This is a genomic window from Bacillus andreraoultii (assembly GCF_001244735.1).
Classification (GTDB): Bacteria; Bacillota; Bacilli; order Bacillales; family Caldibacillaceae; genus Caldifermentibacillus; species Caldifermentibacillus andreraoultii.
Genome location: NZ_LN868937.1, coordinates 265,275 through 291,966, shown reverse-complemented (window position 1 = coordinate 291,966; position 26,692 = coordinate 265,275). Strand labels below are relative to the sequence as shown.

The window sequence follows — 26,692 nt, the reverse complement described above, 5'->3', positions numbered from 1 at the left end:
TTATTATGGCAAAATAAAGGAGAATTATGAACGCCAACAGAATTTGGATATTGGATGATATTTCCTAAATGAAGTAGGCAACCATTGAACATACTATCGTAAAAAATGATAAAAGCCCCTTCAACATAAAAGGAGCTACAATTGATAGTCATCTGGTCGTATATTTATTTGCTTAAAATAAAATCGGATTGCTTCAATAATTCGTTCAGACGCATGACCATCCCCATACGGATTCACTGCTTTTGCCATCGCATCATACGCATCACGATTTACAAGTAATTCATTTGCAAGTTGGTATATCTTATCTTCATCGGTCCCGGCTAGCTTTAATGTTCCTGCCTCAATACCTTCAGGCCGTTCTGTTGTATCTCGTAATACAAGAACGGGCACTCCTAAAGATGGAGCTTCCTCTTGCACCCCACCAGAGTCTGTTAAAATTACATGCGCTCTTGCAGCCATATTGTGGAAATCAATCACATTCAGTGGCTCGATTAAATGAATGCGTTCATGGTCACCTAATATCTCATTTGCTAAATCGCGAACGACAGGATTTAAATGGACTGGATAGACTACTTGGATATCTTTATGCTGTTCAACTAACCGCATGATTGCGTGAAACATATGACGCATAGGCTCACCTAGATTTTCCCGTCGATGTGCTGTTAATAAAATATAACGGTTACCATTTAATTTATCTAACACCGGATGATAAAAATCCTTTTTCACGGTCGTTTTTAATGCGTCAATCGCCGTGTTACCTGTAATAAAAATATGTTCTTTCGGTTTATTTTCTTTATATAAATGATTAGCAGCCATTTCTGTTGGTGCAAAATGTAAATCCGCAACTACTCCAGTTAATTGGCGGTTCACTTCTTCTGGAAATGGCGAATATTTATTCCAAGTACGTAAGCCGGCTTCCACATGGCCAACAGGAATCTGATTGTAAAAGGCAGCGAGACTTGCAACAAAAGTTGTCGTTGTGTCCCCATGAACAAGGACAATATCCGGATGTACTTCCTTCATAACTTTATCTAAACCAGCTAATCCTTTCACCGTTAAATCTATTAGCGTTTGTCTATCCGCCATCATATTCAAATCATAATCAGGTGTAACATGAAAGGTTTCCAATACTTGATCGAGCATTTGCCGATGTTGGGCTGTTACGGTTACAATCGTTTCAAATTGTTGGGGTCGTTTTTTTAGTTCCAATACAAGCGGTGCCATTTTTATTGCTTCTGGTCTTGTACCGAAAATCAACATGACTTTTATTCGTTGCATGAAGAGCTTCCTCCAATTTTAAAAAAAGCTGGAATAAGGAGTCCTTTCTTCCAGCTCATACTCGTTTTTATACATAAATAACTTTGTTTATTTTGTACCAAATAGACGGTCTCCTGCATCACCTAATCCAGGGACGATATAACTTTTTTCATTTAATTTTTCATCTAATCCGGCAATGTAAATATCTACATCTGGATGTGCTTCTTCTAATGCATGTAATCCTTCTGGGGCAGCAATCAGGCACATAAAAATAATATGTTTTGCACCACGTTTTTTCAAACTATGAATGGCTTCAATCGCAGAACCACCTGTTGCGAGCATCGGATCAACAACGATAAAATCCCGTTCTTCAATATCTGAAGGAAATTTCACATAATATTCCACCGGTTTTAATGTCTCTGGATCACGATATAACCCAATATGACCAACTTTTGCGGCGGGAATAAGCTTTAAGATTCCATCAACCATTCCCATACCCGCACGTAAAATAGGAACAACGCCAATTTTCTTACCTGATAATACTTTTGATTTTGTTTTTGCCACTGGAGTTTCAATTTCAATTTCGTCTAACGGTAGGTCACGAGTTGCTTCAAAAGCCATCAATGTAGCAATTTCATCTACTAATTCACGAAATTCCTTCGTACCCGTTTCTTTTTTTCTTATGTATGTAAGTTTATGCTGAATTAAAGGATGATCAAATACGTATACTTTTCCCATCAATGAACGCCTCACTTTCAATTAGTCAGTTAATTTTGGTGCTTTTACAACAAAATCTCTAATATATTACATGAAACTACAAAATTCTACAATAACCTTTATTATTTTACCATAAGTTTTTATTAACTGTCTTGTATAGAATTACACATTATCAAGAGATATAAATATATTTACGTTTAGTTTCCCCAAAATAATAGCCCCCATTACGGAGGCATCTCGAAATTTTTTCCAATATAAAATGCGACTTTACATGCATCCCTCACTTATAGATGTAAGGGGCATCTTCTGAATAAGGTTAACCAATGTTTTTTAACACAGATTTTCTCATCTGACTCTTTCTTCCATTAAAAATGTCATAGTCAATCGCATCTTCACTTTTCGCAACGATAAGAGCACTTAATGTATCAGAATCAACATTTAATATCGTTCGTAGCATTCCAACAAACCATTCTACTCCAGCAAATAAGGCTATACTTTCTAGCGGTAAGCCCATTTGTGGAATGACAATGGATAAGGAAACGAGCCCTGCACCAGGAACAACTGCGTTCGCCAATGATGCTAATGTCGCGAGTATAGCAATGTTCACATAATCCCCGATTGAATAAGAGTAACCAAATATTTGTGCTATCGTAATAATTGTCATTGCCATATGCATAGCCGAACCATTGCTATTCAGTGACATCCCAAGTGGGAGAACTAATTTAGCTACTCTTTCATGAATTCCAAGCTTTTCTTGAGAATCTCTTAATGCAACGGGTAATGTAATTGCAGATGATGTTGTCGTTAATGCCATAACTGACATTTCTGTTAAATTTCTCGTTAATTGAATGATTGACACTCGGCAATATAGAGATACGATGATAAACCATGCTAATAAGAAGAGGAATGTTGCTAATGCATAAACACCTAAATATTTTAGTAAAGGTAATAAGACTTGGGCACCTGTTTTTCCAATTGTGGAAGATAAAATAAAAAATATCCCAATTGGTGCAGTTTTCATGATTAACCCAATCATTCGTAAAATAACTTGATTAAATTGCTCTGTTACTTGCAAGATTTGGTTCTTCGGATTTTCTATTCTAACAAAACTAACAGCAAGCCCGAATAAAACAGCAAAGGTAATCACTTGGACAATGGATGCTTCTGCCATTGAACTAAAAATATTTTGAGGAAAGAAGTTTAATATGGTTTCCTTTAAAGAGCTATGTGGAGCTTCAGGGAGATTGCCCCCGGTAATTTTTGTTGAATCAATCCCGGAACCTGGTTGAAATAAAAATCCCATGAATACACCAAATGCTGCTGCAAGAAAGGAAGATAGCATGAAGACAGAAATCGTTTTTAATCCTAATTTTCCAAGTTGTTTCGGATTCAAATTTCCAACAGCTTCGATTACTTGGCCCATAACTAAAATGACGATTGCCATTTGAATTAAACGAAGGAAAATATTGCCAACAACATCTACAGCTGTCATGCGTTCCCCTAATACTAAGCCGAAAAATATGCCTAATACTGTAGCGATAATGATTTGAGTGGTCATGTTCATTTTTATTTTTTTACCCATCTTACCCTCTCCTAGCCCCTGCTGGAAATTTCGTGAATTTTTATCACTCCATACGTGCATTTATACCGCTTGTACAATGCAATCGTAAATGCCTTGGCGTACTTCACCCGTTTCGTTACGAGCTTCTAGTGTTTTAAATAATGTTGGATAGGAACTGAAATGGTTCATTCCAGTTCCTTATTTATATACCAATAGCTTTAGTTATGCATATCGCTAACCATCCGTAAATGGCTATTTCTAACAACGGTTCCTGTCAATCCATTTTTAAGGTTTTCTAGGTTTTCTAAAGATGTAATAATTGCAGCTGCTTGTGGGCGATTTTCTAGAAATTCAATAACCGCTTCTACTTTTGGTAACATACTGCCTGCAGCAAATTGATTTTGATCGATATATTCTTTTAACTCAGAAATATGGACATCTTCAAGTTTTTGTTGATTTTCCTTACCAAAGTTAATATATACATTGTCTACCCCTGTAAGGATAATAAAGTAATCTGCTTCGAGCATTTCTGCTAATTTTGCAGCAGCAAAGTCTTTGTCGATAACCGCTTCTACTCCTTGGTAGCCTGTTTCTGTTTCAATAACAGGTACGCCACCACCGCCAGCTGAAATTGTAACAAAGCCACTTTCAATTAAGTTTTTTACCATTGGATATTCAATAATTGCTTTTGGTTTTGGAGAAGGAACAACTTTTCTAAATCCGCGACCTGCATCTTCTTTATAAGTAGCTCCATCTTGTGTGTGAGCTGCTTTTGCTTCTTCTTCCGTTAAGAAAGGACCTACAGGTTTAGCCGGATTTTTAAATGCTGGGTCATTTTTATCAACCAAACATTGTGTAACTACAGAGACTGCTTGTTTTTTTATATTTTGTTGTTGGAATACTTCATTTAATGCATTTTGTGTCCAATAGCCAATACTACCTTGAGTCATTGCAACACATGTATCTAGTGGTAAAGCTGGGTTCTTCTCTGAATTTGCAGCAAGTTGTTGGTTTAATAAGTTCCCTACTTGTGGACCATTTCCGTGTGTAACAACTAATTGGTGACCTTGTTTAACTAGATTTGCTAATTTTTCTGCTGTATATTTAAGGACTTTTTGTTGTCCTTGTGCTGTTGGATCGTCTGTTAAAATGGCGTTACCACCTAATGCAACGACTATTTTTTTTCCCATTGTTGTCTCACCTCGATAGAATTTGTTTACTTAACTTGTTTTGTTGGGTTTTCTTGTGTAAAGACGATAAAGATTAAACCAACAATTAACAATACACCTGAAATATAGAAACTGATTTGCATAGAACCGATCATATCAACAAACCAACCAGTAAGGTATGGTGCTAAAATAGAACTTGTCATCCCAATAAAGTTATAAGCACTTAATGCGGTAGATAACGCCACTTTTGGTGCATGTTTCGTAACAAAAGCAACCATAATTGGATCAAGAGCTAATTTACCGAATAAGCCATAGCAAATTAGTGCAATAATTAAAGCTGTATGACTTTGAACATTGGCTACAGCAACAATTGAAATGGCAGCTAATGGTACAAGAATGAAAATTAGTAGTTTTGATTTCTTTAGTTTGTCAGATAGTCGTGCAAAGATAACCGCCCCTGGAATCGAAGCCCAAGGAACTAATGAAGAAATGAACCCAACTTCTGTTCCTGCATAACCTCTTTCTGCTTGTAAAAATTGAGGTAACCAAGTCGTAACAACGAAGAATCCATAAAGTGAACAGAAACACATAATAAAGATAAATATTAAGTTTCTATTTTTGAAAATTGATCCAATAGATACTTTTTCTTTTGGACCTTCTGATTTTGCTTGAGTTGTTGCCTTCCCTTTATCTTCAGGACGAACGACTTTTTCATGAAGCATAACATAGAATAAAATCCCGACGATAATTGTTGGAATAGCCATAACATAGAATGGTCGACTCCAATGTGCACCATCTTGTAAAACTAATTTACTTGATAGTAAATAACCACCTGAAATACCTAGAGCTTGTCCACTGTTAATGATTGCTGTACCTAAAGTTAAATTCTTTGTTGGAATTGATTCAGTAGAAAGGGCATATTGTGGTCCATAGTAAAAACCTTCCCCGATTCCTGTAAGAGCACGCCAAATCATGAAAATTCCAAAAGTACCTGCAAGACCTGTTAATCCAGTTGTTAAACCGAACAGAACAAAGCCGGCAGCAACAACCATTTTTCTTCCATATTTATCACCAATGACACCACCAGGAATTTGTGTAATCGCGTATGTTAAGAAGAAAACACTATTAATTAAACCAATTTGTGAGTTGCTTAGACCAAATTGATCTCCAATAATTGCTTGAACTGGGTTTAAGATTGTACGGTCTGCATACATTAATGCCCAACCAATCGTAAATAATATGACAACTTTCCACCAATACTTTTCAGAGACTTCAACAGCCTGATGTTTCGCATTCACTTTATTTGCTGTATTCTCCATACTTACTCCTCCAATATATTTAGTTTTATCGCGACTATAATACCGAGTAACGTATCATAACCAGATGTATGTCCATAATTTGTTACGTCTTTCACAATTCTCTTTGCCTTTGTAGTGTAAACATCAATATATAAGTTCCGAAATAAGTTCAAAAAATTTTCACTAACAAATCCACTTAAAAGAGAATAGTAATAATTCAAGCTAACATCGGTTGTTTCATAAACCTTTATATGTTTTTCCAACATAGATTGCCAAGTAGTAGTTTGAGCAAAGAACGATTCCACCATGACAATACCTGAAAGAAAATCATCACCACTTGGAGTTAATCCAATCCCTCTACCAAAAAAATAACGAATAACTTCTTTAATAACTATAGAATCGTTACGGCATGATAGAAGCTTATATAACATATTTTTCTCATGCTGAGATTGAATCATCCCTGACATTGTATTGTAATTTATTCCAAGGATCATCTTGTAAATCGCATTTCTCTTTAATTTCCTCGTATCTATTGGGGCCGGATGTATACGTAAATCTATTGTAGTAAATTTATCTATATGAACGACAAAAACCGCTTGAAATGTTCTAATAAAAATCTTCCTATCAACAGATTCTACTGTATCCCCAATCGTTACTTTGTTTAATATCGTTTTTAATTTCAACTTTGGAATATTTATCCCAAAGCTAGAAAGCGGTGTTCCTAAAGGGCCAATATGGATTAAACTTTTTCCAAATTGAATATTTAAGCTACTTTGAAAGATGCTATGCACTTTTCCATTTTGTTGTTTCGATAAAATACGGGATAAAAAATTGCTTTTTACCCCGTATTCAAATTCATAGAAACTCATTTTTATTCAACAACGATGCCTAATTTTGCTGCATATGCTTCAAGTGCTTTTTCGAAACAAGCAAGTGGTGCTCGAACTGTTCCTGCTCCTACTTGTCCAACACCTGCTTCTTTATGAGCAATACCAGTATTGATAAGCGGAGTAATACCCGTTTCAACGACTTTACGTAAGTCGATACCTAAGCAAGCTCCTTTGAAGTCCCAAGTTGGAATGCTCCAGTTGGAATTTTGAGTAATGCTAATTTCTGCCATTTCATTTGAAACTTTAAGTGCATCATCAAAACCGCCAGCACCAACGAAACGAGTAACACCAGGTGCCGCAACCATTGCCATACCACCGACACCAACAGTTTCAGTGATTGCACTGTCACCGATATCTGGGTTTCCATCTTCTTCAGTAAAACCTGTGAAGTATAAACCTTTTGGTGTATTAACAGGTGCTGTAAACCATTCATCACCCATTCCACTGATACGAATTCCAAAGTTTCTACCATTTCTTGTCATCGTTGTGACTACTGTACCGTTTTGGACTTGACGTGCGTAGTCAACAATTACTTTACCAGTTGCCATCATGATGTTAAGGAAGAATTGGTCTGTATCAGCTAAGAATTGCATGACTTCTTTTTTCTTAGATTCTTCTATATCAAGTTCAACAATTTTCGGTGCAACTTCTTTTAAGAAGATTAGAGAAGCTGCAATATTTCTTTGGTGGAATTCGTCACCCATTGTAATTGCTTTTGCAATGATAACATTGATGTTAATTCCATCGCCTTTACCTTTAATTGCTTGGCTTAATACCGGTCCAAGAACATCTTTCATCCATTTTAGACGATCAACAACTTCTTGAGAGTATGCACCAAAGCGTAATACTTTACCAATACCTTCGTTCATTGTACAATAAGCTTTTGTACCGTCTAATTTATTTTCAACAACGAGCACAGCCATATTTGCAGATGTAATCCCACCCATTGGTCCTACTGCATGTGCATGATGACATGGCATAAACTCAACTTCACCAGATTCAAGTAATTTAACTGCTTCTTCTTCTGTTGATGCCCAGCCTTCAAATAGTGTGGCACCGATACAAGAACCTTGCATTGGACCAGTCATTTCATCCCATTTGATTGGTGGTCCAGCATGAAGCAATACTTTATTGTTACCCGCTAATTCTGGGATAACCGTATGTGCGGGAACAACGTCCATCAAGAATGGTTGTGCATTTTTCATACGTTCAATAACTTCATCGTTCCATGCATTGATTTCGTCTTCTCGCTTGCTTAATGCGTTAAGAATCTTGATTAATTTCTTATTCCCACCAGCGATTGGTCTCCAATTGAATTGTACGGATTCACCGCCGTATTTAAGAATTGGTTCGTTGAAGCTTTCAAGACCAATGTTAATAACTCGTGGCATCGAGTTTAATAATTCATCAACTGCACTACTTAATTTTGGTAGTGGGTTTTTAGGATTATTGTAGGGAACTACTTCTTTATCTGGTTCAACTAATTCTTTACCCATAAATTTAAGAGCTAGATGAACTGCTTTTGCGTTACTTTCTTCAACGGTCACTCCAGCTTCTTCTAATGTTCTTACTGCTTGGTTGTAATCTTGTGGGTCTTGTTTTGTACCAACAACTGTGCCAATGAAGTGTAATTCGCGTCCATCAGCTTTTGCTATTTCAATCGCTTCTTTAATTGTTGGAGCAAGAGCTGAAGCCATGTCAGGATGGCAACCGTAACCTAGAACACAGTCAAGAAGAATGACGCCTGTTTCCGGATCTTTTGCATATCCTAAAATTTTGTTAATCCGAACCTCTGGGTCAATCATTGGATGTGGTTTACCTTGTGTATAGATGTCATCACCAAGGTCCATTACTTCAAAGCCATGTGTTTTTAAGATGTAACCTTCTTCTTTAATTAGGCCACCAAGATCTAATGCTTCAGAAATCATCATTCCAGCTTCAGCAGCTAATGTACCACCAGAGTATAAACCTTTAACCGTCTTACCACTAGGAAGAGGGGTAACATCATGTTTTACCGCTTCGTAGTAGTTTGGTTTTACTTTTTCACCATTTGCAAGATCAACTGCAATTCTAGCTGTTTCTTCTAATGTATGTGCTAAGTATACGTCGCCTTCGTGGTGATCTGGTTTTTCACCTAAGAAGATGGCAACGACTGGTTTACTTACATCGTGTAGTAATTGAACAACACGATCTCTTACTGCAGGTGCAGGTGGTTTTGAGATAACAACAATCACTTCAGTTGGATCATGATGTTCAAGACCAACAATTGCATCCATAACAGTGATGGCACCAACTTTATCACTTAAGTCACGACCTCCTGTACCGATGGCATGAACAACACCGCCGCCTAATTTATCAATCATTGCTGTTACTTCTTGGATACCTGTACCAGAAGCACCAACGATACCAATATTTCCTTGTTTTACAACATTTGTGAAAGCCATTGGGATACCAGAGATAATTCCTGTTCCACAGTCAGGACCCATAAGTAGAAGACCTTTTTCGTGAGCTTTCTTTTTCAAACGTACTTCGTCTTCAATCGAAACGTTGTCACTGAAAGAGAATACGTGTAAGTTATTATCAAGTGCTTTTTCAATTTCATCAGCAGCATAAACCCCAGGAATGGAAACAAGTGCCAAGTTAGCATCTGGTAGTGCTTCTAAAGCTTCTTTCCAGTTTTTTGCACTCTTTACTGCATCTTTATCATTATCTTTTACTGATAAGTCGTTTAAGAAGCGCTCAACTTCCTCTAATGCACGGTCAACAATTGCTTTGTCGTCAGCATCAATAACGATAACCATATCGCTACCTTTTGCTTTTTCAGCTTCAGGTGTTAATAATCCACCATTTTTAAAAATATCTTTATTTGCATCTGTACCCATCATAATTTGACTTTTATTAACACCATCTAACGCATTTATTGCATTCGTTAATAGCATCAAATTAATGGAATCTTGATAACTATTTTCTTTAATTATTGTATATAGCATAAGTTTGTGACTCCTTTCACTTGATGAGTTAATTATAATTTTCTTGGAAAGTGTTTTCATCTGGACAAATTGATAAAAATTACCGTTTTTTTTATCCACTAGAGATAATACAATTGTATAGGTACAGTATCTTACAATAATAAATATGAGGGTTTACTTCTGAAAGGATCATATTAACCTCTCCCATTAGAGTTGTTAATTTGAAGTAATTTATTCATTCGTGGAGAGAAATTTTTCATTTTACTAAAGGAGTACCTATCAATCGAGGAGATTATAGCTATGCCATTAACCGTTCATGATATGTTAGCGTTCGACTCTTTAAAAGATTCAAAGACAATAGCTGGAATAGATGGTCTTAATAATGAAGTAACTGGAATTATGGTTATGGAAGGGCCCGATATTGATGTCTGGGGAAATGCTGGACAAGTGATCCTTACTAGTTTTTTTGCTTTGAAGGATTTCACTGAAAAGGAGATCAATGACTTCTTCTTAAAAGCTGATGAAGTTGGAATTTCAGCAATCATTGTAAAGGTAGACCGGCTTGTCCAATTAATACCAGAAAACTTTAAAGAACAATGTAATCGTTTCAGTATTCCATTAGTGAAAATTACGAAAGAGACAAAGTATGAAGCCATTATTTTAACAGTGATGGAGACATTAATTAATAAAAATAAGGTACTTCTCGACTACTATTATGACATTAACAAAGAACTTACGAGAATGGCATTAAATGAGCCAAAATTACAAGATATTATCTCTTATTTAAAGAAACTAATCGGAAAAGATGTAAGTCTTTATAAAAATCGAGAATATGTTGAAGTAAGTACAAAGAAAACATTAGATCATTTTAACGTTATTCAAAAGGCTGTGCTACCAAAAAAGAGATATACAACCTTCTCCTATAAAGAACAAGTCGTGTTTTATCCTGACATAAATAAACAAACGGAAAATAAACAGTTAGTCGTTGATATTCCAAGTTTAACACCAGATACATATCAATTGGTGATACATTTTTTAAATAAAGAAATTACAGAGCGGGACTTCATGGCGATCGAAAATACAGTTGGCTTTCTTCAAATGGAATTAATAAAAAAATATGCAATTACCCAGCAAAATTTAAATCATATTTATGAGTTGATTAATGACTTGATTTTTGGCCGATTTCATTCTGAGGAAGAAATGTATGAAGTCTTACACTACTTAAAATTCCATGCAGAAGATACATTCAATTTAGTCATCGTTGATATTATAAAAGACCTTAATATTGATGATATGAAGTGGAACGACTCAGCTTTAATCGCAAAAAATTTAACCCCTTATATCCAAATGTTTTGGAAAAAGTATGTTTATATCGTTAAGAAGAGGAAAATTGTATTTCTCATTTCTAATACGGATGATGATTTATCTTTTAAAGATAATATTCTTTCTGCCATTCAGTCTTTCATAAAATCTGGTCAGTTTGAAAACTTACACTATAATGTCGGGATTAGTTCGAAAACAGATGCTCGTACCCTTCCAATTGCAAACAAACAAGCAAATGGGATATTAAAATTATTACGAAATACGAAGAAGCAAGATAAAATCTTTTCCTATCATGATTTAGGTATTTTTCGTATTTTCATGGAAACGAGTAATATTGATGATTTAGCGTCTTTTATCCCTGACTCTTTACTTACCGTCGAAGAAAAAAACCCTGAATTGAACCAAACTTTGAGAGTTTTTCTAGACAATAATCAAAACTATACTTTGACAGCTGAAATATTATATATCCACCCAAAAACAGCCAAATATCGCATTGACCGTATTAAGGAACTAACGGGGTTAAGCCTAGACGATCCAGAAGATGTTTTAAATATGAATATTGGATTGCGGTTACTAGATTTTATTAACAATCAAAACTATACATTATAAGGAGCAAAGACAATGGAAAATGTAATAAAAACAATACAATACGGGGAAATTAATCAAGTTCCTTTAGAGGCTTCGTTTATTCAAGCCGATGATAACAGGAAAAATATGACGATCATTTATATCCATGGCGGCGGGCTCGTCTATGGTCATCGAATGGATTTACCTGATATGTATATTCAACAACTAACAGCGCACGGTTATGATTTTTTCTCCATCGATTATCCTTTAGCGCCAGAAACAAAATTAGGTCATATTATTCAATCTGTTTCTGATGCTATTAACTGGTTTATTGACCATGCCCAAAAAGAATTCAATCTTCAATCAACAGACTTTATATTATTTGGTCGTTCGAGTGGTGCTTATTTAAGTTTATTAGTAAATAAAGGATTTTTACCTAAACAACCGAAAGCCATCATTAGTCTATATGGTTACTATTCTTTAATGAACGGAATCCTTAAAGGTCCAAATCGTCATTATTTAAAATTCCCGAAATTCCAATATGGAGCGATTCAAAACTTAATTTCAGACAAACCGATTGTTCATGGAGAGTTAGAAAAGCGCTATTCCTTATATGTTTATTATCGACAAACAGGAAAATGGGTCTACTCATTATTAAATGAAACCGATTCTTTATCTGACTACTCATTAACCGAGGAGGAACTAAAACAGTTACCACCAACATTTTTAACGGCCAGTACAGATGACCAAGATGTCCCATATCAAATTACTGAAAAATTGTCGAAAATAATTCCTGTCAATGAATTATTTACGGTTCATGGTCTCGAACATGATTACGATCGAAATACACAATTACCGGAATCAACGGAGCTATATGAAAGGATGGTACAGTTTTTGGAGGCATATGTAATCTAAAAAGTTGTTAGAACTTATGATGGAACTTTATTTTGAACTATGAAAAGGGGCTCGAGAAATCGAAATACGACTTTCTAGATAGCCCCTTTACTATTATTTATTTGAATATAAAGGATGGTTTCCATTTAATGCTAAAACACGTGCTCTGGATTCTGCTAATACATTCGCATCTTCATGGTTTTTCAACGTTTTCGCGATGATTTTACCGACTTCAACCATATCCGCTTTTGTAAAACCACGAGAAGTAACTGCTGCTGATCCAAGGCGAATTCCACTTGTTACATTCGGACGTTCCGGATCATAAGGAATTGTATTTTTATTACAAGTAATTCCGACTTCATCTAATACATGTTCAGCCACATCACCCGTTAATCCGAGTGGACGTACATCAACGAGTAATAAATGATTATCCGTACCACCTGATACGAGACGCAATCCTTCTTCTACTAATGTTTCGCCAAGTTGTTTTGCATTTTCCACAACATGTTCGATATAGGTTTTAAAATTTGGTTGTAATGCTTCTCCAAAGGCTACTGCTTTTGCTGCAATGACATGCATCAATGGACCACCTTGAATACCAGGGAATATAGATTTATCTATTTGTTTCGCATATTGTTCTTTGCAAAGAATCATCCCTCCACGAGGTCCGCGTAATGTTTTATGCGTTGTTGTCGTTACAAAATCTGCATATGGCACTGGGTTCGGATGAAGACCAACTGCAACTAGCCCTGCAATATGCGCCATATCGACCATGAAATAGGCACCTACCTCATCTGCTATTTCACGGAACTTTTTAAAATCAATAACCCGTGGATAAGCACTTGCCCCAGCAACAATGAGTTTTGGTTTATATGTACGAGATTTTTCAAGTACATCTTCATAATTAATCGTTTCTGTTTGTTCATCTACACCGTAGTCCACAAAGTTGTACAGTTTTCCACTAAAGTTTACTGGACTTCCATGAGTCAAATGTCCACCATGTGATAAGTTCATTCCTAGTACTGTATCACCTGGTTGTAATATTGAAAAATAGACAGCCATATTTGCTTGAGCTCCAGAATGTGGTTGAACATTCGCATGATCTGCTCCGAAGATTTCCTTCGCCCGATCTCTCGCTAAATCTTCCACAACATCAACATACTCACAGCCACCATAATACCTGCGACCTGGATATCCTTCAGCATATTTATTCGTTAATACAGAACCTTGAGCTTCCATGACAGCTTCCGATACAAAGTTTTCCGAGGCAATTAATTCAATTTTCATTTGTTGACGTTTCAATTCATCTTGAATCGCTTTAAATACAGCTTCATCCTGCTTGGCAATTTGACTCATTTTTCTAATCCCCTTTCAGATAAGTAAACTTACACGAATACGGTTTACAAAAAGTGCATATTATTCTAAAACTTAATCCTCTTTTATTTTATCATGGTTTTTATTTTAGGGAAATACTAATTTTAATCATCTTAATATTAAAAAATGTTCGTGTTTCAAAAATGCCCATTAATAACAGTAAATAACCCTTCGTCGATTTATCCAATTACGAAGGGCATTCTATACAAATAGATGTAAAAGAGTATGATTTGTTCATTTAAAAACACGAATATTCCTCTCTATTTAAATGATAGACAGCTCGTTCTCCTCCAATTAATTTTGGTCGAGTTTTTGCTAACGTTACATGCGCATCACCAATTGAATTTCGTGAGACCCGTACTGGAACCGCAACATGTTTCAAATGCATTCCAATAAATGTGTCACCAATGTCTATCCCAAAATCCGCTTGAATAAACTCAACAACAACAGGATCTTTCATCTGTTGGTAGGCATATGAAGCCATCGAACCACCCGCACTTGGTACGGGGATAACCGAAACAATCTCGAGATTGAATCGTTCCGCAATTTCTTTCTCGACGACTAAAGTGCGATTCAAATGCTCACAACATTGAAAAGCGAGAAACATGCCCGTTCTTTTTGCAAACTGTTCCGCTTCTTGATAGACGATTTCGGCTACTTGCATTGAACCACTTGTGCCAATCTTTTCACCAGCAATCTCTGAAGTAGAACAACCGATGACAAGTACCCGATGTTTCGTTGCTGTCATTTGTTGCTGAAACTCTGCAAAAATTTGTTGACATTCTTTTCTCCACAATGTAACGTCCATATTTTTTCACCTCTTAAAATTAGAAACGGGGCTTACTAGACTATTCTAGTTTCCCCTAATGAGTAAGTAGCAGGTTGTAAGGTTTATGACGATGCGTAAACTTTGCTATTATTCGCTAAAAGCGGACACTACCCGCCAGTACTTTGAATAGTCTTCCTCGAATTTACATCGCACGAAGGAAAATGCGACTCGTCTTTTCCAAGGATAAGGAAAGTTTAAACAGCCTATAAAATGACTTGATATTACGTTTTATTGTTTGTTTTCGTATTCATCAATTTTGCCAATTCGGCGTTGATGTCTCCCACCAGTAAACTCAGTTGTTAACCACGTTCTTGCAATTTCACGGGCAAGTCCAGCACCAATGACACGTTCTCCCATCGATAAAACATTCGTATCATTATGTTCACGAGTCGCTTTAGCACTAAAGACGTCATGACATAAAGCACAGCGAATCCCTTTTACTTTATTTGCAGCAATACTCATACCAATTCCTGTCCCACAAATTAAAATAGCTCGGTCAAATTCCCCTTTTGCAACTTTTTCCGCAACTGGTAAAGCATAATCTGGATAGTCAACGGATGTCTCACAATTACAACCAAAATCCTCGTATTCGATTTCTAGTTCTTTTAACAAATCGACAATTTCTTCTTTTAAATGAATCCCACCATGGTCTGCAGCGACAGCTACCTTCATTCTATTCACCTCGAATATGTTTCTACACTTAGTATAAATCTCTAGCTTCATTTTATCATCTTATTTAATTGTTTTCATGAAACTTTGTTCGTATTCCTAGTGTGGCTTTTGTCGGATGCTTTTCCGAGGTTTTCAGAAGACTTCTCGTTACAGCCTTTCTACGAACAAAGCATACTTCTTTGACTCTGAAAGTGAAATTCGAATTTGCGAATATGAATAACACAACGGACAAGCTTCGTATGAATGGGCTTGTCCGTTTTTTAGGTTTTTTAGGTGTGGAGATGGAGATGTGGAGGTGGCCCATGATCACTTCAATTCGATTGACCATGAGTTGGCGCCTATTACTACTATTCTAGATGACCTTTTTATCCCTTTTGACCGCGATTCGGGCTCTACAACTGCTCTAGATGACCTTTTTATCCTTTTTCACCTCAATTTGGGCGTCTACACTTAGTGAAACGTCCTTTTTCCATGGTAGCCCAACAAAGAAAACCAAGCCTTCAGGCAACCAAGAGACTAGAGTTCCCCGAAAAAGCTTTTTTTCGGTGCTAGAGCCTTCCTTGTGCGCTTATGCGTATAGGAAGGGGCGTCCAGAAAGTCATAAATCACAGTTTTTTTGGGAAATCCCCTTTTCGCACAGCCCTTTCTATAAGCCAAAAAAGGCAGCCGAATACAGCTACCTAAATAATTTTAATTAACTTTAAATTGAGTAATCGTTTGTTTTAACTTATTTGCCAATTCATTGAGCTCGGTTGCGATACCTTCTACATTAGCAATAACATACGTTTGTTCTTGTGTAGAAGCCGCAACTTCCTCAGCCCCTGCAGATGTTTGCTCGGCAATGGCAGATACTTCTTGTGACTGAATGGAAGTATTACGAATGCTGTCCATCTGCCTGTCAACTTGTATTGAAATATTTTTCACTGCATCGGCAACTTGATAAATGGTATTCGTCATCGTTTCCATCATATGATTTGTGGAAGCACCTTTTACAACTTCCTGATCAACGGATTCCACTTGTTGAGATATTTGACTAACAACTTGTCTCACTTCATTTTGAATATTGTTTAGTAACTCAGTAATTCCACTAACTGCTTTTGCACTTTCATCAGCTAATTTACGGACTTCCTCTGCGACAACAGCAAAGCCACGTCCATGTTCCCCAGCGCGAGCAGCTTCTATTGATGCATTTAACGCCAATAGATTTGTCTGATTTGCGATATCTCCAACTAATTGAATAATATGTCCTACTTGTTCTGCATTTTCTGCAAGGCGGTTCACCGATTTTAATGAAGCTTTATTCGTGCGAGCTAATTCCTCAATCCCGTTGATTAACGATAAAATCGCTTGTCTACTTTCTTGGAGAATTTCAATCATTTCGTTAGATATTTGTTCCGAACTCTTTGCCTTCTCTTGAACATCCATCGCAATCGTAATCACATCTTCAATCGATTCCGCTGTATTTTGAATGGACTCGGCTGAGTTCTCAGCTCCTTTAGAAATCTCCGTAATTGTTGTTGCAATATTCTCAGCCTGTTCTGCTGCTTTCATCGATTCTTGCGTAATTAACACTACTTTTTCATTTGTTTGGGTAAAATTCATATCGATTTGTTTTACAAGTTTCCGGATATTTTCAAGCATGAAGTTAAAAGCTAATCCAACAGCCCGAATTTCATCATCTGACTTGGAAACTACAACATTTTTCGTTATATCCCCACTCGCTGCCTCAATTGCAGCCTTTTCCAACTCTTTTAACGGTTTCACAATGAGGATTGCTGCAAAATATGCTAAAATACCGGACCAGATAATGCCAAGCGTTAATGTCCCAATCGTAAATACAAATTGATTAAATAAATCTTTAAATAATAATGGATAAAGGATGTATATAAAAATTGCGCTTGTTGAATATGTTATTATAGCGAGTGCTGTTGTAAAAAAGACAAGTTTTTTACGAAGACTGAATTTGTATTTCTTCTGGTCCATCCCATTTCCCCCTTTTATCGCTACTCATACGACTCTCCCTTTGCACTTGATTCATCGCTTCATGTTCAGTTTTTCTTGAAGTTTTTCTAGTAATTCATATAATTCTTTATATGTATAACGATACGTTTCTAAGGAACCACCGTATGGATCAAACACATCTTGTGAATCATTATTAATATATTCCTTTAACGTATACACTTTATTCCTATATTGTGGATATTGTTGATGAATAACATTTTTATGTGCGTTTGTCATCGTTAAAACAAGATCCGCCCAATCCAATTCAGCTAATGTTAATGGTCTGGATTGATGAGTATGTTCAATGTTCTGTTCTTTTAGTACTTCTTTTGCAAATAAAGAGCAATCCGCACCAGCTGTTGCAAAAATACCAGCTGACTTTACCTCGACATCTTTATTTAAATGTTTTAATATTGCTTCTGCCATCGGACTACGACATGTATTTCCTGTGCATACAAATAGAATTTTTGACAAGAGAAATCCCCCTAATTTAATTATACGAAAATGATGTTCATATTGAAAGTTTTTATTAAGAAGATTCTTATATAATAATTGTTTTTAACTATTTTAAGCTATATAGCTTGTTTACTTGTTCCGTTTCTCATTCAAGAGCGATACAATGATTAAAATGGAAAAATTAACCTTAAGCCAAATAGTAATAGGATAAACCCACCGAAAGCTTCACTATATGTTCCGATTACTCCTTTGATCTTCCTTCCAAGTAGAAGACCCGCCCATGTTAATACGGTAGCAAAAAACCCAAACATCAGAACAACGGTCATTGTTTTGGCACCATATATTCCAAGGGTTAAACCTAATGGGAAACTATCTAAACTAACACTTGTGGCAAAAAGAATAAGTCCGAAGCCAACCGGTTTAAAACTTGGTTCATCGGCTTCTTTAAAGCTTACAGCAACCATATGTAAACCAATAAGGATTAATAGTACACCACCTGAATATGTTGCAATCGTTCCTAATTGTTCAGATAACATTTTTCCCGCCAATATCCCTAATAGCGGCATCCAAATATGAAAACTTCCAACAACGAACCCAATTTTCATAATTTGCTTTAGCCGCATCGGAACCATTCCCATACCTAACCCTACAGAAAATGCATCCATCCCGACCGCAAAGGCCATCAGTGCTAGTGTGAATATCTCGCTCAAAATAGAATGCATATAACTCCCCCTAAAACCGCATAATCTTGGACTAGCTTTTATAAACTTATGCTTTGCTCTAAAGGATTAGACTTGCTTTCTATTTAGGCTTCAATAAATATTGCACTGAGGTCTGACTTTAAATAAAGCGGTCTTCTATAAAAGATATGGTCGGGATCTGTACTTTTGTATATAGCGTTCTGTGTTAAATTATGGCTGAATCCGTGCTCATGGTAATAACATTCTGCCTAAGTTATGGCTGAATTTTTACTCATGATTATTAGCATTCTCTGTTAAGTTAAGGCTAAAAAAATCTGTACCCAAAAAACTATTCGTGATGGGCTTATCCAAATGTTGGTCCGTTTACTTCAAAAAATTATTCCTTTATTACCCGATGCCCTGCTGCTTTTAATAACCTGTTCATGATTGCAACCCCAATACCTTCTCGCGGAAACGTTTCGCTGTATATAATATTAATCTTTTTATCATTGAACTGGCGTAACGCACTGTATAAGTTGTGGGCTACTGTGGATAAATGATCTCTTTTTCCACAACAAACAATCACGTCAGCTTTGTAGTAATTTTTTTGCTCATCTGTTGTTAAAACTCCAACCCTCTTCCCTTGGTTTCGTGAGTTATTCACAAGTTGTTGGATATATGTTGGTGAACCTTCGACTAAATACATGGGTGCATCTGGTGCATAATGTGTGTACTTCATCCCCGGAGATTTCGGCTGATCAACAACCTCTTTAACTTGTTTATCCATTGCAACAGGACCGATGATATTTTCAATTTCTTCTCTTGTGACACCACCAGGTCGTAAAATAACAGGGGTCCCTTCAGTACAATCAATAACTGTCGATTCTACACCAACACCCGTTTCTCCTCCATCTACTATGCCTGCAATTTTTCCGTGTAAATCGTTGTTTACATGCTGAAAAGTTGTTGGGCTCGGTTTACCGGAAAGATTCGCACTTGGTGCAGCAATAGGTAAACCGCTCGCTTCAATTAATGCTAAGGCAACCGGGTGGGACGGCATGCGGATACCAACTGTTGGAAGTCCAGCTGTCACATATGTTGATAAAAGTCCCTGTTTTACATTTAATATAATTGTTAACGGTCCTGGCCAAAATTGTTCTATTAATTTACGTGCCTTTTCAGGAACTTCCAGTGCATATTTATCTACATCTTCCTTTTTACTAATATGAACAATCAGTGGATTATCACTTGGTCTCCCTTTTGCACGGTAAATTTTTTGAACTGCATGGTCACTATGTGCATTTGCCCCTAAGCCATATACTGTTTCAGTTGGAAAAGCAACAAGTTCATTCTTTCTCAACTCATTTGCAGCTTCTTTTATTTGTGGATATGTGTATAAGTTTTCCACATAGTTATCCACTTTCCAAATTTTTGTTAACATAACTTACTCCTTCTTTGCTCCTAAAATAAAATATATCTCATCCTATTATACATGTCTTTTTATCCATTACTTTAAAAAATTGCTTTTACTTTTTTCATAAAACAGGAAAACTATCCACAATTTGTTTATAACTTTGTTGGGTTTGTGGATAAGTCTGTTTATAACAAGGGAGAAAATCTACCTAATCCCTCTTTCTAGTATAGGTAGAAGTATGGAATATTAAAAGTTTCTTACTTGATCTCGTATATTTTCAGGTGAGTACGAGTCGTGAAATCCTTCACAGCGTTCCCCAATAACCATCCCCAATCTAGTAGATTCATATCTTGTTCAAATCAGGGTTTTTCCCTATTAGTTAAGCTTAAAGCTTCCAATCATTCAATAAAGAGTGATAAACCCTATACATATTAACTTAAATGATAACCGTCAATTTCTATACAAAAATTTTTATCCACAAGTGTATAAGTTTTATAGAATCAGTCAACAATGTTTTAGTGAAGGGAGAGGAATTTTAATGAGACAAAAAATGATTCATGCCATTGCATTCTTTTTCATATTGGTGACAATCGCCAGTATGTTTAGTTTATACATACCGAAAAGCTTTGCCGAAGAGGAAAATGTTGAAGTTATACCAAATGATGCGATTCGTTTACGGATACTAGCAAATAGTAATTCCGAGCACGATCAAGAGATTAAGAGAATGGTCCGTGACCGTGTGAATGCCCAAATTACGGAATGGGTTAGTGAATTAACTTCACTTGAGGCTGCTCGTGAAACAATTGCTGGTAACTTAGATGAACTTGAACAAATTGCAAAAGATGTATTGAAAGAAAATGGAGTAAATCAATCGGTCAAAATCGAATTTGGTAAAGTAGATTTTCCTACAAAACTATATGGAAACTTTTTATATCCTGCCGGTCAATACGAAGCGGTCCTTATTACACTTGGTGAAGGCTCAGGGGCAAACTGGTGGTGTGTACTATTTCCACCGTTATGTTTCTTAGATTTTTCAAGCGGCTCTGCGGTTAGTGATGGCTTCGAGGAGAAAGATAGTGGAAAAGGAGCAGAGGTTACTACTGCCAATGCAAAACAATCTGGGGAAAATGTATATGTAGAGGATCAAGATGATGTTGAAGTAAAGTTCTTTTTAGTTGAGCTCATTGATCGGATTTTGGCGTTGTTTAAGTAATTGTTTTTATTAGTAGAACTGATTGGATCGGACTTTGGCGATGTTTAAGTAATCGTGCGGTTTGTGGAACTAATTAGATTTTGACGGCGGGACAGCTTATATTGGACAGTCCATGCTAATTTTGTGCTCATTTTGTCCTTGAGACTCGTGCTCTAGGACATTTCTGCTTGCTTTCACCCCATTTTTGTCCTTGAGTACCTTCTTCTAGGACATTTGCATCGGTTTTTCGCACCTGTTTTGTCCTAGACACCACTTCTATTGGACAATTCAACCGATTCTCGCGCTTACTTTACCCTTGAACCCCCGCCTACTAAAAAAGAGCCAACCACAAAAAGCCCCTTCTACTAGAAAAGGGACCTCAGCTAACAAATATACGCAAAAACCATTCTTTCTTTTCCGTTTATATCATTTACAACCTCAACTTCAGCAAGTGGAAATTGCTCTAATAATAAAACTTTAATTTCTTCGCCTTGACCACTTCCGATTTCAAATCCGACTAATGCCTGTTCCTTCATAACTAGCGGCAACTGGGCAATTATTTTCCGATAAAACTCTAGACCGTCTAACCCACCGAATAAAGCTAAACCTGGTTCATGGTCTTTAACGATTGTGGATAAACTTTCACGATCCCCTAAAGGAATGTACGGGGGATTCGATACAATAATATCAAAGCGTCGTTTTCCGATAAATGGCTGAAGCAAATCTCCTTCTACACATTCCACTTTAGCTCCATGAGCCGTTGCATTTTTTTCAGCTACAACTAATGCTCTTTTCGATAAATCCGAAGCGGTCATATGTAAATTAGGATATTCTAACTTTAATGTAACCGCAATCGCTCCACTCCCTGTACCGATATCAACACAGTCTAGTCTCTTACAGCTACCAGGAAACCTCTTTTCAATTCGCTCTAGAATACCCAATACTAATTCCTCGGTTTCTGGGCGGGGTATTAATACATCTTCATTTACAAAAAATCTCCGCCCAAAAAACTCCTCATAGCCAAGTAAATATTGAATTGGAACCCCATCAATATGCGCTTCAATTAGATGAACAAACTTCTTCCACTCATTTTCTTTCATTTCTTCACGTAAGTTCGTTAAAAGCTCCGTTCGATTCATTTTCAATACATACTGAATAGCAATTTCTGCAACATTTTCTTCCCGACCAGATTCTTTTAAAAAAGAAGAAGCCCAATTGAGAGCTTCGTAAATATAGTTAACTTGCTTCATTTTTTAACTTTTCCGCCTGTTCATGTAAAATTAATGCTTCAATGAATTCATCAATCTTGCCTTCTAATATTTGATCGAGTTTTTGAATCGTTAGCCCGATTCGATGGTCTGTTACTCGATTTTGCGGGAAGTTATATGTGCGAATACGTTCCGAACGATCACCTGTACCAACAGCAGTTTTCCGATTTGCATCATATTCTGCTTGTGCTTCTTGTTGGAATTTATCGTAAATACGAGCACGCAATACTTTCATTGCTTTTTCCCGATTTTTAATTTGTGAACGTTCATCTTGGCAAGTAACGACAATTCCTGTTGGTATATGTGTTAATCGAACAGCAGACATCGTCGTGTTAACACTTTGTCCACCTGCTCCACTCGATGCGTACGTATCAAAACGAATATCCTTCTCGTTAATTTCCACATCGACATCTTCAATTTCAGGTAAAACCGCAACAGTAGCCGTCGACGTATGAATCCGCCCACCTGATTCTGTTGTTGGAACACGTTGAACGCGGTGTGCACCATTTTCATATTTTAACTTTGAATAAGCGCCATGCCCATTTATCATAAAGATGACTTCTTTATATCCACCTAAACCAGTAGAGTTTGCTTCAATAACATCAACTTTCCAACCTTGGTGTTCGGCATAACGACTGTACATCCGAAATAAATCCCCAGCAAACAGCGCCGCTTCGTCCCCACCTGCTGCTCCACGAATTTCCATAATGACGTTCTTATCATCATTCGGGTCTTTTGGTATAAGCAAAATCTTTAACTGTGCTTCTAGTTCCTCAACTCGATTTTCAAGCTGGTCAACTTCTTCTTTAACCATTTCTTTCATTTCTGCATCCAGCTTTTCATCTAACATCAACTTAGCATCTTGGAGTTCTTCTTGTACTCGCTTATATTCTCGATATGTTTCTACCGTTTCTTGAATATTCGATTGTTCCTTCGAGTATTCTCTTAATTTTTTTGGATCACTTACAATATCTGGATCGCTAAGTAATTCATTTAGTCTATCATACCGATCTTCAACAGCAGCTAATCGATCAAACATTGACATCCCGTTTCACCTCTTTACAAAATTCATATTCAATCGTTCATTCATTTCAATCCGTGGAAAATCAGGCACTTCATGATGATGGCGGCAACGTGGTTCATAACTTTCCTGTGCCCCAACCATAATAACTGGATCATAGTATGAAGCTGGTTTTCCATTAATTAATCGTTGGGTACGACTGGCAGGTGAGCCACAAACTGTACATACTGCCTGTAGTTTTGTTAATTGTTCTGCAATACTTAACAAATGTGGCATCGGGCCAAAAGGTTCACCCCGAAAGTCTAAGTCTAGTCCAGCGACAATAACACGATACCCGTCATTTGCTAAATCTTGAACAACATCAACAATTTGCTCATCAAAAAATTGCACTTCATCAATTGCAATCACATCTGTATCTTTTGAAATAAAATTATATATATCTTGGGCAGCATCAACCGGATGAGCATGAATGGTGTCTCCATTATGTGATACTACTTCAACTTTGCTGTAACGATTATCTAATTTCGGTTTAAATACACACACATTTTGTTTAGCAAATTGACAACGGCGAACTCTTCGAATCAGTTCTTCAGACTTTCCAGAAAACATACTGCCACAGATTACTTCAATCCATCCTGATTGTTTCATTACATACATGCAAACTGCTGCTCCTTCCATAACAAATGACCAATATTATATTTTATTATTATTCGTTTCCAATCTATATATTAAACGATACTTTTGCTCGTGAAAACCTTTTTTAATAAAGAAAACTCGGTGATTGCCGAGCCTTTAGGCGAAAGCAGAACCGTAGTTGCGCTTATGCGTATAGAAAAACATCTATTTTCTTGTCTTTATTGCCTACCAAGAAAATTTTACTCTCATCACCGACATACATACACGAAGATTTTCTTAAATAAAATTAAAAAATGTACTTTTTATCCTAATTTAATAAGAAAACACTCGTATTCAAACAAATAATTACCATAAAAAAACAGGCAAGTCCACAAACCTTCTTGCCTGTTTTATATTCGAAACATTTAGCATAGCAAATGAATCGCAATTATTTAAGACCGTATTTTTTGTTGAAACGTTCAACGCGACCATCTGCAGAAGCAAATTTTTGACGTCCAGTATAGAATGGGTGGCATGCAGAACAAATTTCTACACGTACTTCATCTTTAACTGATCCACTTTCAAATTCGTTTCCACAAGCACATTTAACCATAACGCGTTTATAATTTGGATGGATTCCTGCTTTCATCCTATTCACTCCTTTTGCCCTGAATCATTCTGAAACAGAGTTATTCATATCAATCATGATTTAAAAACACTAGTACAATTATAGCAAGCTGATAGTTGAAAAGCAATATTTGATCGTTGTTAAAAAGTTACATTTTAACTTGTTTATTTCCTTGTAAAATGTAATCTTTAAAAAAGCTACAACTTTCAGAAAGACTGTTATCGAAAGCTTTGACATAGGCGGACGCATATCTTCAAAGCACGGCCTCATCAAAAAGCGAACCTTTAAGAAAACAGTCTTACTTTATAAACGAACAAACTGATTGAAAGAACCTACGATAATGTTCTTTTTGATACACCGTTACTTTTTAATTCTTCTGTTAACGTAGAAATAAATTCTTGATTTGTTTTTGATTGTTGTAATTTTCTTATAAATTTCTCAGCAAAATCTGGTGTATCGGATAACGATTTCCGTAATGCCCATAAAATTTCAAGTTGAGATTTTGGTAATAGCAATTCTTCTTTTCTTGTCCCAGATCTTCTAATATCAATTGCTGGGAAGATTCTTCTTTCAGCAAGTGAACGATCAAGATGTAGTTCCATATTACCTGTACCTTTAAATTCCTCGTAAATAACGTCATCCATCCGAGAACCTGTATCAATTAGGGCAGTCGCTAATATCGTTAAGCTACCACCTTCTTCAATGTTACGGGCTGCTCCGAAAAACCGTTTTGGACGGTGAAATGCAGCTGGATCAATCCCACCAGATAATGTACGACCACTTGGTGGAATGACTAGGTTATAAGCACGGGCAAGTCTTGTAATGCTATCCAATAAAATAACAACATCTCGTTTATGTTCGACAAGACGCATTGCACGGTCAAGTACTAGTTCAGCTACTTTTATATGGTTTTCTGGTACTTCATCAAAAGTAGAACTTACGACTTCTGCTTTTACAGAACGTTCAATATCGGTAACTTCTTCTGGACGTTCATCAATTAATAGGACGATTAATTCTGCTTCTGGGTGATTTCTTGTGATACTATTAGCAATCTGTTTTAAAAGTATTGTCTTCCCCGCTTTTGGTGGGGCAACAATTAATCCACGTTGTCCAAAGCCTACAGGTGTGACTAAATCCATAATCCTTGTCGATAAAATATGCGGTTCGGTTTCCAATTGGATTTGCCGATCCGGATATAATGGTGTTAGAGCTGGAAAGTGAACACGTTCTTTCGCTGTTTCAGGATTCTCCCCGTTTACAGCCTCAACGTGCAATAGACCGAAGTATCGTTCATTTTCCTTTGGTGGACGGACTTTCCCTGATACTTTATCCCCATTACGTAAGTCAAAACGTCGAATTTGCGATGCAGAAATATAAATATCTTCAGAACTCGGCGTATAATTAATCGGGCGAAGGAATCCAAAGCCTTCTGATTGAATAATATCTAAAACACCTTCCATGAAGAAAAAGCCTTCTTGTTCTGCACGCGCTTTTAAAATTGAAAAAATAAGTTCTTTCTTTGTTAATTTGCTGTAGTAGGAAACTTGGTATTTTCGTGCAAGCTCGTACAATTCTTTCAATTTCATATTTTCTAATTGAGCAATATTAACATTTACATTTACATTTACTTCTTCCAAAATTTACACCACACTTTTAGTATTTTCTCATTTGATTCATTATTCTAATTAAAATCTATGGGTTTTAGCTTTTGAAGGGAATTAAAGAAGTGATGGTAAGGTAAGCTGTTGGGGCAGCTTTAACTTCTTCATAGAATAATTAGTAATAAAAGGGAAATAATTATTTTAAGTATTCAGCAATTAGTCCACATACATATTACCACATTTTGAAAAGAAGCTAAAGTACTAATATAGACTTGTTAAATAAAAATTTTTTTACT

At 36.4% G+C, this 26,692-nt stretch carries 22 protein-coding genes and 2 pseudogenes; 3 read left to right on the top strand and 21 right to left on the bottom strand.

The annotated features are described in order from the left end of the window. Nucleotides 1–135 precede the first annotated feature (135 nt). The 8 genes and pseudogenes from wecB to fdrA all read right to left on the bottom strand — a co-directional run. Nucleotides 136–1,278: a non-hydrolyzing UDP-N-acetylglucosamine 2-epimerase gene (gene wecB / locus BN2144_RS06810; protein ID WP_033827512.1), complete on the bottom strand. Its 1,143-nt coding sequence runs from the start codon at nt 1,276–1,278 to the stop codon at nt 136–138. Nucleotides 1,279–1,365: 87 nt separating this feature from the next. After that, entirely contained in the window at nt 1,366–1,995 is a 630-nt protein-coding gene (gene upp, locus BN2144_RS06805; RefSeq protein ID WP_033827511.1) for a uracil phosphoribosyltransferase, read from the bottom strand. 295 nt (nt 1,996–2,290) lie between these two features. After that, nucleotides 2,291–3,556: a dicarboxylate/amino acid:cation symporter gene (locus tag BN2144_RS06800; RefSeq protein ID WP_042337708.1), complete on the bottom strand. Its 1,266-nt coding sequence runs from the start codon at nt 3,554–3,556 to the stop codon at nt 2,291–2,293. Nucleotides 3,557–3,753: 197 nt separating this feature from the next. After that, nucleotides 3,754–4,725, bottom strand: coding sequence for a carbamate kinase (gene arcC / locus BN2144_RS06795; RefSeq protein ID WP_042337707.1), 972 nt, complete (start codon nt 4,723–4,725; stop codon nt 3,754–3,756). A gap of 26 nt (nt 4,726–4,751) precedes the next feature. After that, nucleotides 4,752–6,023 carry an MFS transporter gene (locus tag BN2144_RS06790; RefSeq protein WP_033827510.1) on the bottom strand — a complete coding sequence of 424 codons (1,272 nt, stop codon included), beginning with the start codon at nt 6,021–6,023 and terminating at the stop codon, nt 4,752–4,754. 2 nt (nt 6,024–6,025) lie between these two features. Continuing rightward, nucleotides 6,026–6,871, bottom strand: a complete 846-nt coding sequence (locus BN2144_RS06785) for an oxamate carbamoyltransferase subunit AllH family protein (protein WP_033827509.1) — start codon at nt 6,869–6,871, stop codon at nt 6,026–6,028. Between the two features lie 2 nt (nt 6,872–6,873). Then, nucleotides 6,874–8,097: a YlbE family protein gene (locus tag BN2144_RS20320; protein ID WP_230199774.1), complete on the bottom strand. Its 1,224-nt coding sequence runs from the start codon at nt 8,095–8,097 to the stop codon at nt 6,874–6,876. Nucleotides 8,098–8,160: 63 nt separating this feature from the next. Continuing rightward, nucleotides 8,161–9,882, bottom strand: a pseudogene (fdrA, locus tag BN2144_RS20315) (acyl-CoA synthetase FdrA); the annotation flags it as partial. Nucleotides 9,883–10,161: 279 nt separating this feature from the next. On the opposite strand from fdrA, the gene BN2144_RS06770 reads away from it, so the two are divergent. Together BN2144_RS06770 and BN2144_RS06765 are read left to right on the top strand one after the other, a co-directional pair. Beyond that, nucleotides 10,162–11,793, top strand: a complete 1,632-nt coding sequence (locus tag BN2144_RS06770) for a PucR family transcriptional regulator (protein WP_033827507.1) — start codon at nt 10,162–10,164, stop codon at nt 11,791–11,793. Nucleotides 11,794–11,805: 12 nt separating this feature from the next. Then, nucleotides 11,806–12,666 carry an alpha/beta hydrolase gene (locus tag BN2144_RS06765; protein ID WP_050632229.1) on the top strand — a complete coding sequence of 287 codons (861 nt, stop codon included), beginning with the start codon at nt 11,806–11,808 and terminating at the stop codon, nt 12,664–12,666. Between the two features lie 93 nt (nt 12,667–12,759). Here BN2144_RS06765 and BN2144_RS06760 read toward each other — a convergent pair whose 3' ends face one another. The 8 genes and pseudogenes from BN2144_RS06760 to BN2144_RS06730 all read right to left on the bottom strand — a co-directional run bounded on the left by BN2144_RS06760 (nt 12,760) and on the right by BN2144_RS06730 (nt 20,098). Then, nucleotides 12,760–14,001, bottom strand: a complete 1,242-nt coding sequence (locus tag BN2144_RS06760) for a serine hydroxymethyltransferase (RefSeq protein WP_033827506.1) — start codon at nt 13,999–14,001, stop codon at nt 12,760–12,762. Nucleotides 14,002–14,257: 256 nt separating this feature from the next. After that, nucleotides 14,258–14,827 (bottom strand): TIGR01440 family protein, encoded by a 570-nt coding sequence (locus BN2144_RS06755; RefSeq protein ID WP_033827505.1) that lies wholly within the window; start codon nt 14,825–14,827, stop codon nt 14,258–14,260. 249 nt (nt 14,828–15,076) lie between these two features. Next, nucleotides 15,077–15,520: a ribose 5-phosphate isomerase B gene (rpiB, locus tag BN2144_RS06750; RefSeq protein WP_033827504.1), complete on the bottom strand. Its 444-nt coding sequence runs from the start codon at nt 15,518–15,520 to the stop codon at nt 15,077–15,079. Nucleotides 15,521–16,210: 690 nt separating this feature from the next. Continuing rightward, entirely contained in the window at nt 16,211–17,071 is an 861-nt protein-coding gene (locus tag BN2144_RS06745; protein ID WP_407638060.1) for a methyl-accepting chemotaxis protein, read from the bottom strand. Nucleotides 17,072–17,155: 84 nt separating this feature from the next. Then, nucleotides 17,156–17,503: pseudogene (locus tag BN2144_RS20920) on the bottom strand (HAMP domain-containing protein); the annotation flags it as partial. A gap of 51 nt (nt 17,504–17,554) precedes the next feature. After that, nucleotides 17,555–17,995 (bottom strand): low molecular weight protein arginine phosphatase, encoded by a 441-nt coding sequence (locus BN2144_RS06740; RefSeq protein WP_033827502.1) that lies wholly within the window; start codon nt 17,993–17,995, stop codon nt 17,555–17,557. 149 nt (nt 17,996–18,144) lie between these two features. Continuing rightward, the gene (locus BN2144_RS06735; RefSeq protein ID WP_033827501.1) at nt 18,145–18,699 is read right to left on the bottom strand and encodes a manganese efflux pump MntP; all 555 of its coding nucleotides are present in this window, start codon (nt 18,697–18,699) and stop codon (nt 18,145–18,147) included. 355 nt (nt 18,700–19,054) lie between these two features. Next, the gene (locus BN2144_RS06730) at nt 19,055–20,098 is read right to left on the bottom strand and encodes an L-threonylcarbamoyladenylate synthase (RefSeq protein WP_033827500.1); all 1,044 of its coding nucleotides are present in this window, start codon (nt 20,096–20,098) and stop codon (nt 19,055–19,057) included. 511 nt (nt 20,099–20,609) lie between these two features. Here BN2144_RS06730 and spoIIR point away from each other — a divergent pair. Beyond that, nucleotides 20,610–21,284, top strand: coding sequence for a stage II sporulation protein R (gene spoIIR, locus BN2144_RS06725; RefSeq protein WP_033827499.1), 675 nt, complete (start codon nt 20,610–20,612; stop codon nt 21,282–21,284). A gap of 362 nt (nt 21,285–21,646) precedes the next feature. On the opposite strand, the gene prmC is transcribed toward spoIIR, so the two are convergent. The 5 genes from prmC to rho form a co-directional block, all read right to left on the bottom strand. Further along, nucleotides 21,647–22,513 (bottom strand): peptide chain release factor N(5)-glutamine methyltransferase, encoded by an 867-nt coding sequence (gene prmC, locus BN2144_RS06720; RefSeq protein WP_033827498.1) that lies wholly within the window; start codon nt 22,511–22,513, stop codon nt 21,647–21,649. After that, a complete protein-coding gene (gene prfA, locus BN2144_RS06715; protein ID WP_033827701.1) occupies nt 22,500–23,570 on the bottom strand; it encodes a peptide chain release factor 1 in 1,071 nt (356 codons plus the stop codon). The genes prmC and prfA overlap by 14 nt, the downstream gene beginning before the upstream one ends. Before the next feature lie 12 nt (nt 23,571–23,582). Further along, the gene (locus tag BN2144_RS06710) at nt 23,583–24,209 is read right to left on the bottom strand and encodes a thymidine kinase (RefSeq protein ID WP_033827497.1); all 627 of its coding nucleotides are present in this window, start codon (nt 24,207–24,209) and stop codon (nt 23,583–23,585) included. Nucleotides 24,210–24,615: 406 nt separating this feature from the next. Further along, entirely contained in the window at nt 24,616–24,816 is a 201-nt protein-coding gene (rpmE, locus tag BN2144_RS06705; protein WP_033827496.1) for a 50S ribosomal protein L31, read from the bottom strand. 311 nt (nt 24,817–25,127) lie between these two features. Further along, on the bottom strand, nt 25,128–26,432 hold the full coding sequence (gene rho / locus BN2144_RS06700; RefSeq protein WP_075047806.1) for a transcription termination factor Rho: 1,305 nt from the start codon (nt 26,430–26,432) through the stop codon (nt 25,128–25,130). Between the last annotated feature and the right edge of the window lie 260 nt (nt 26,433–26,692).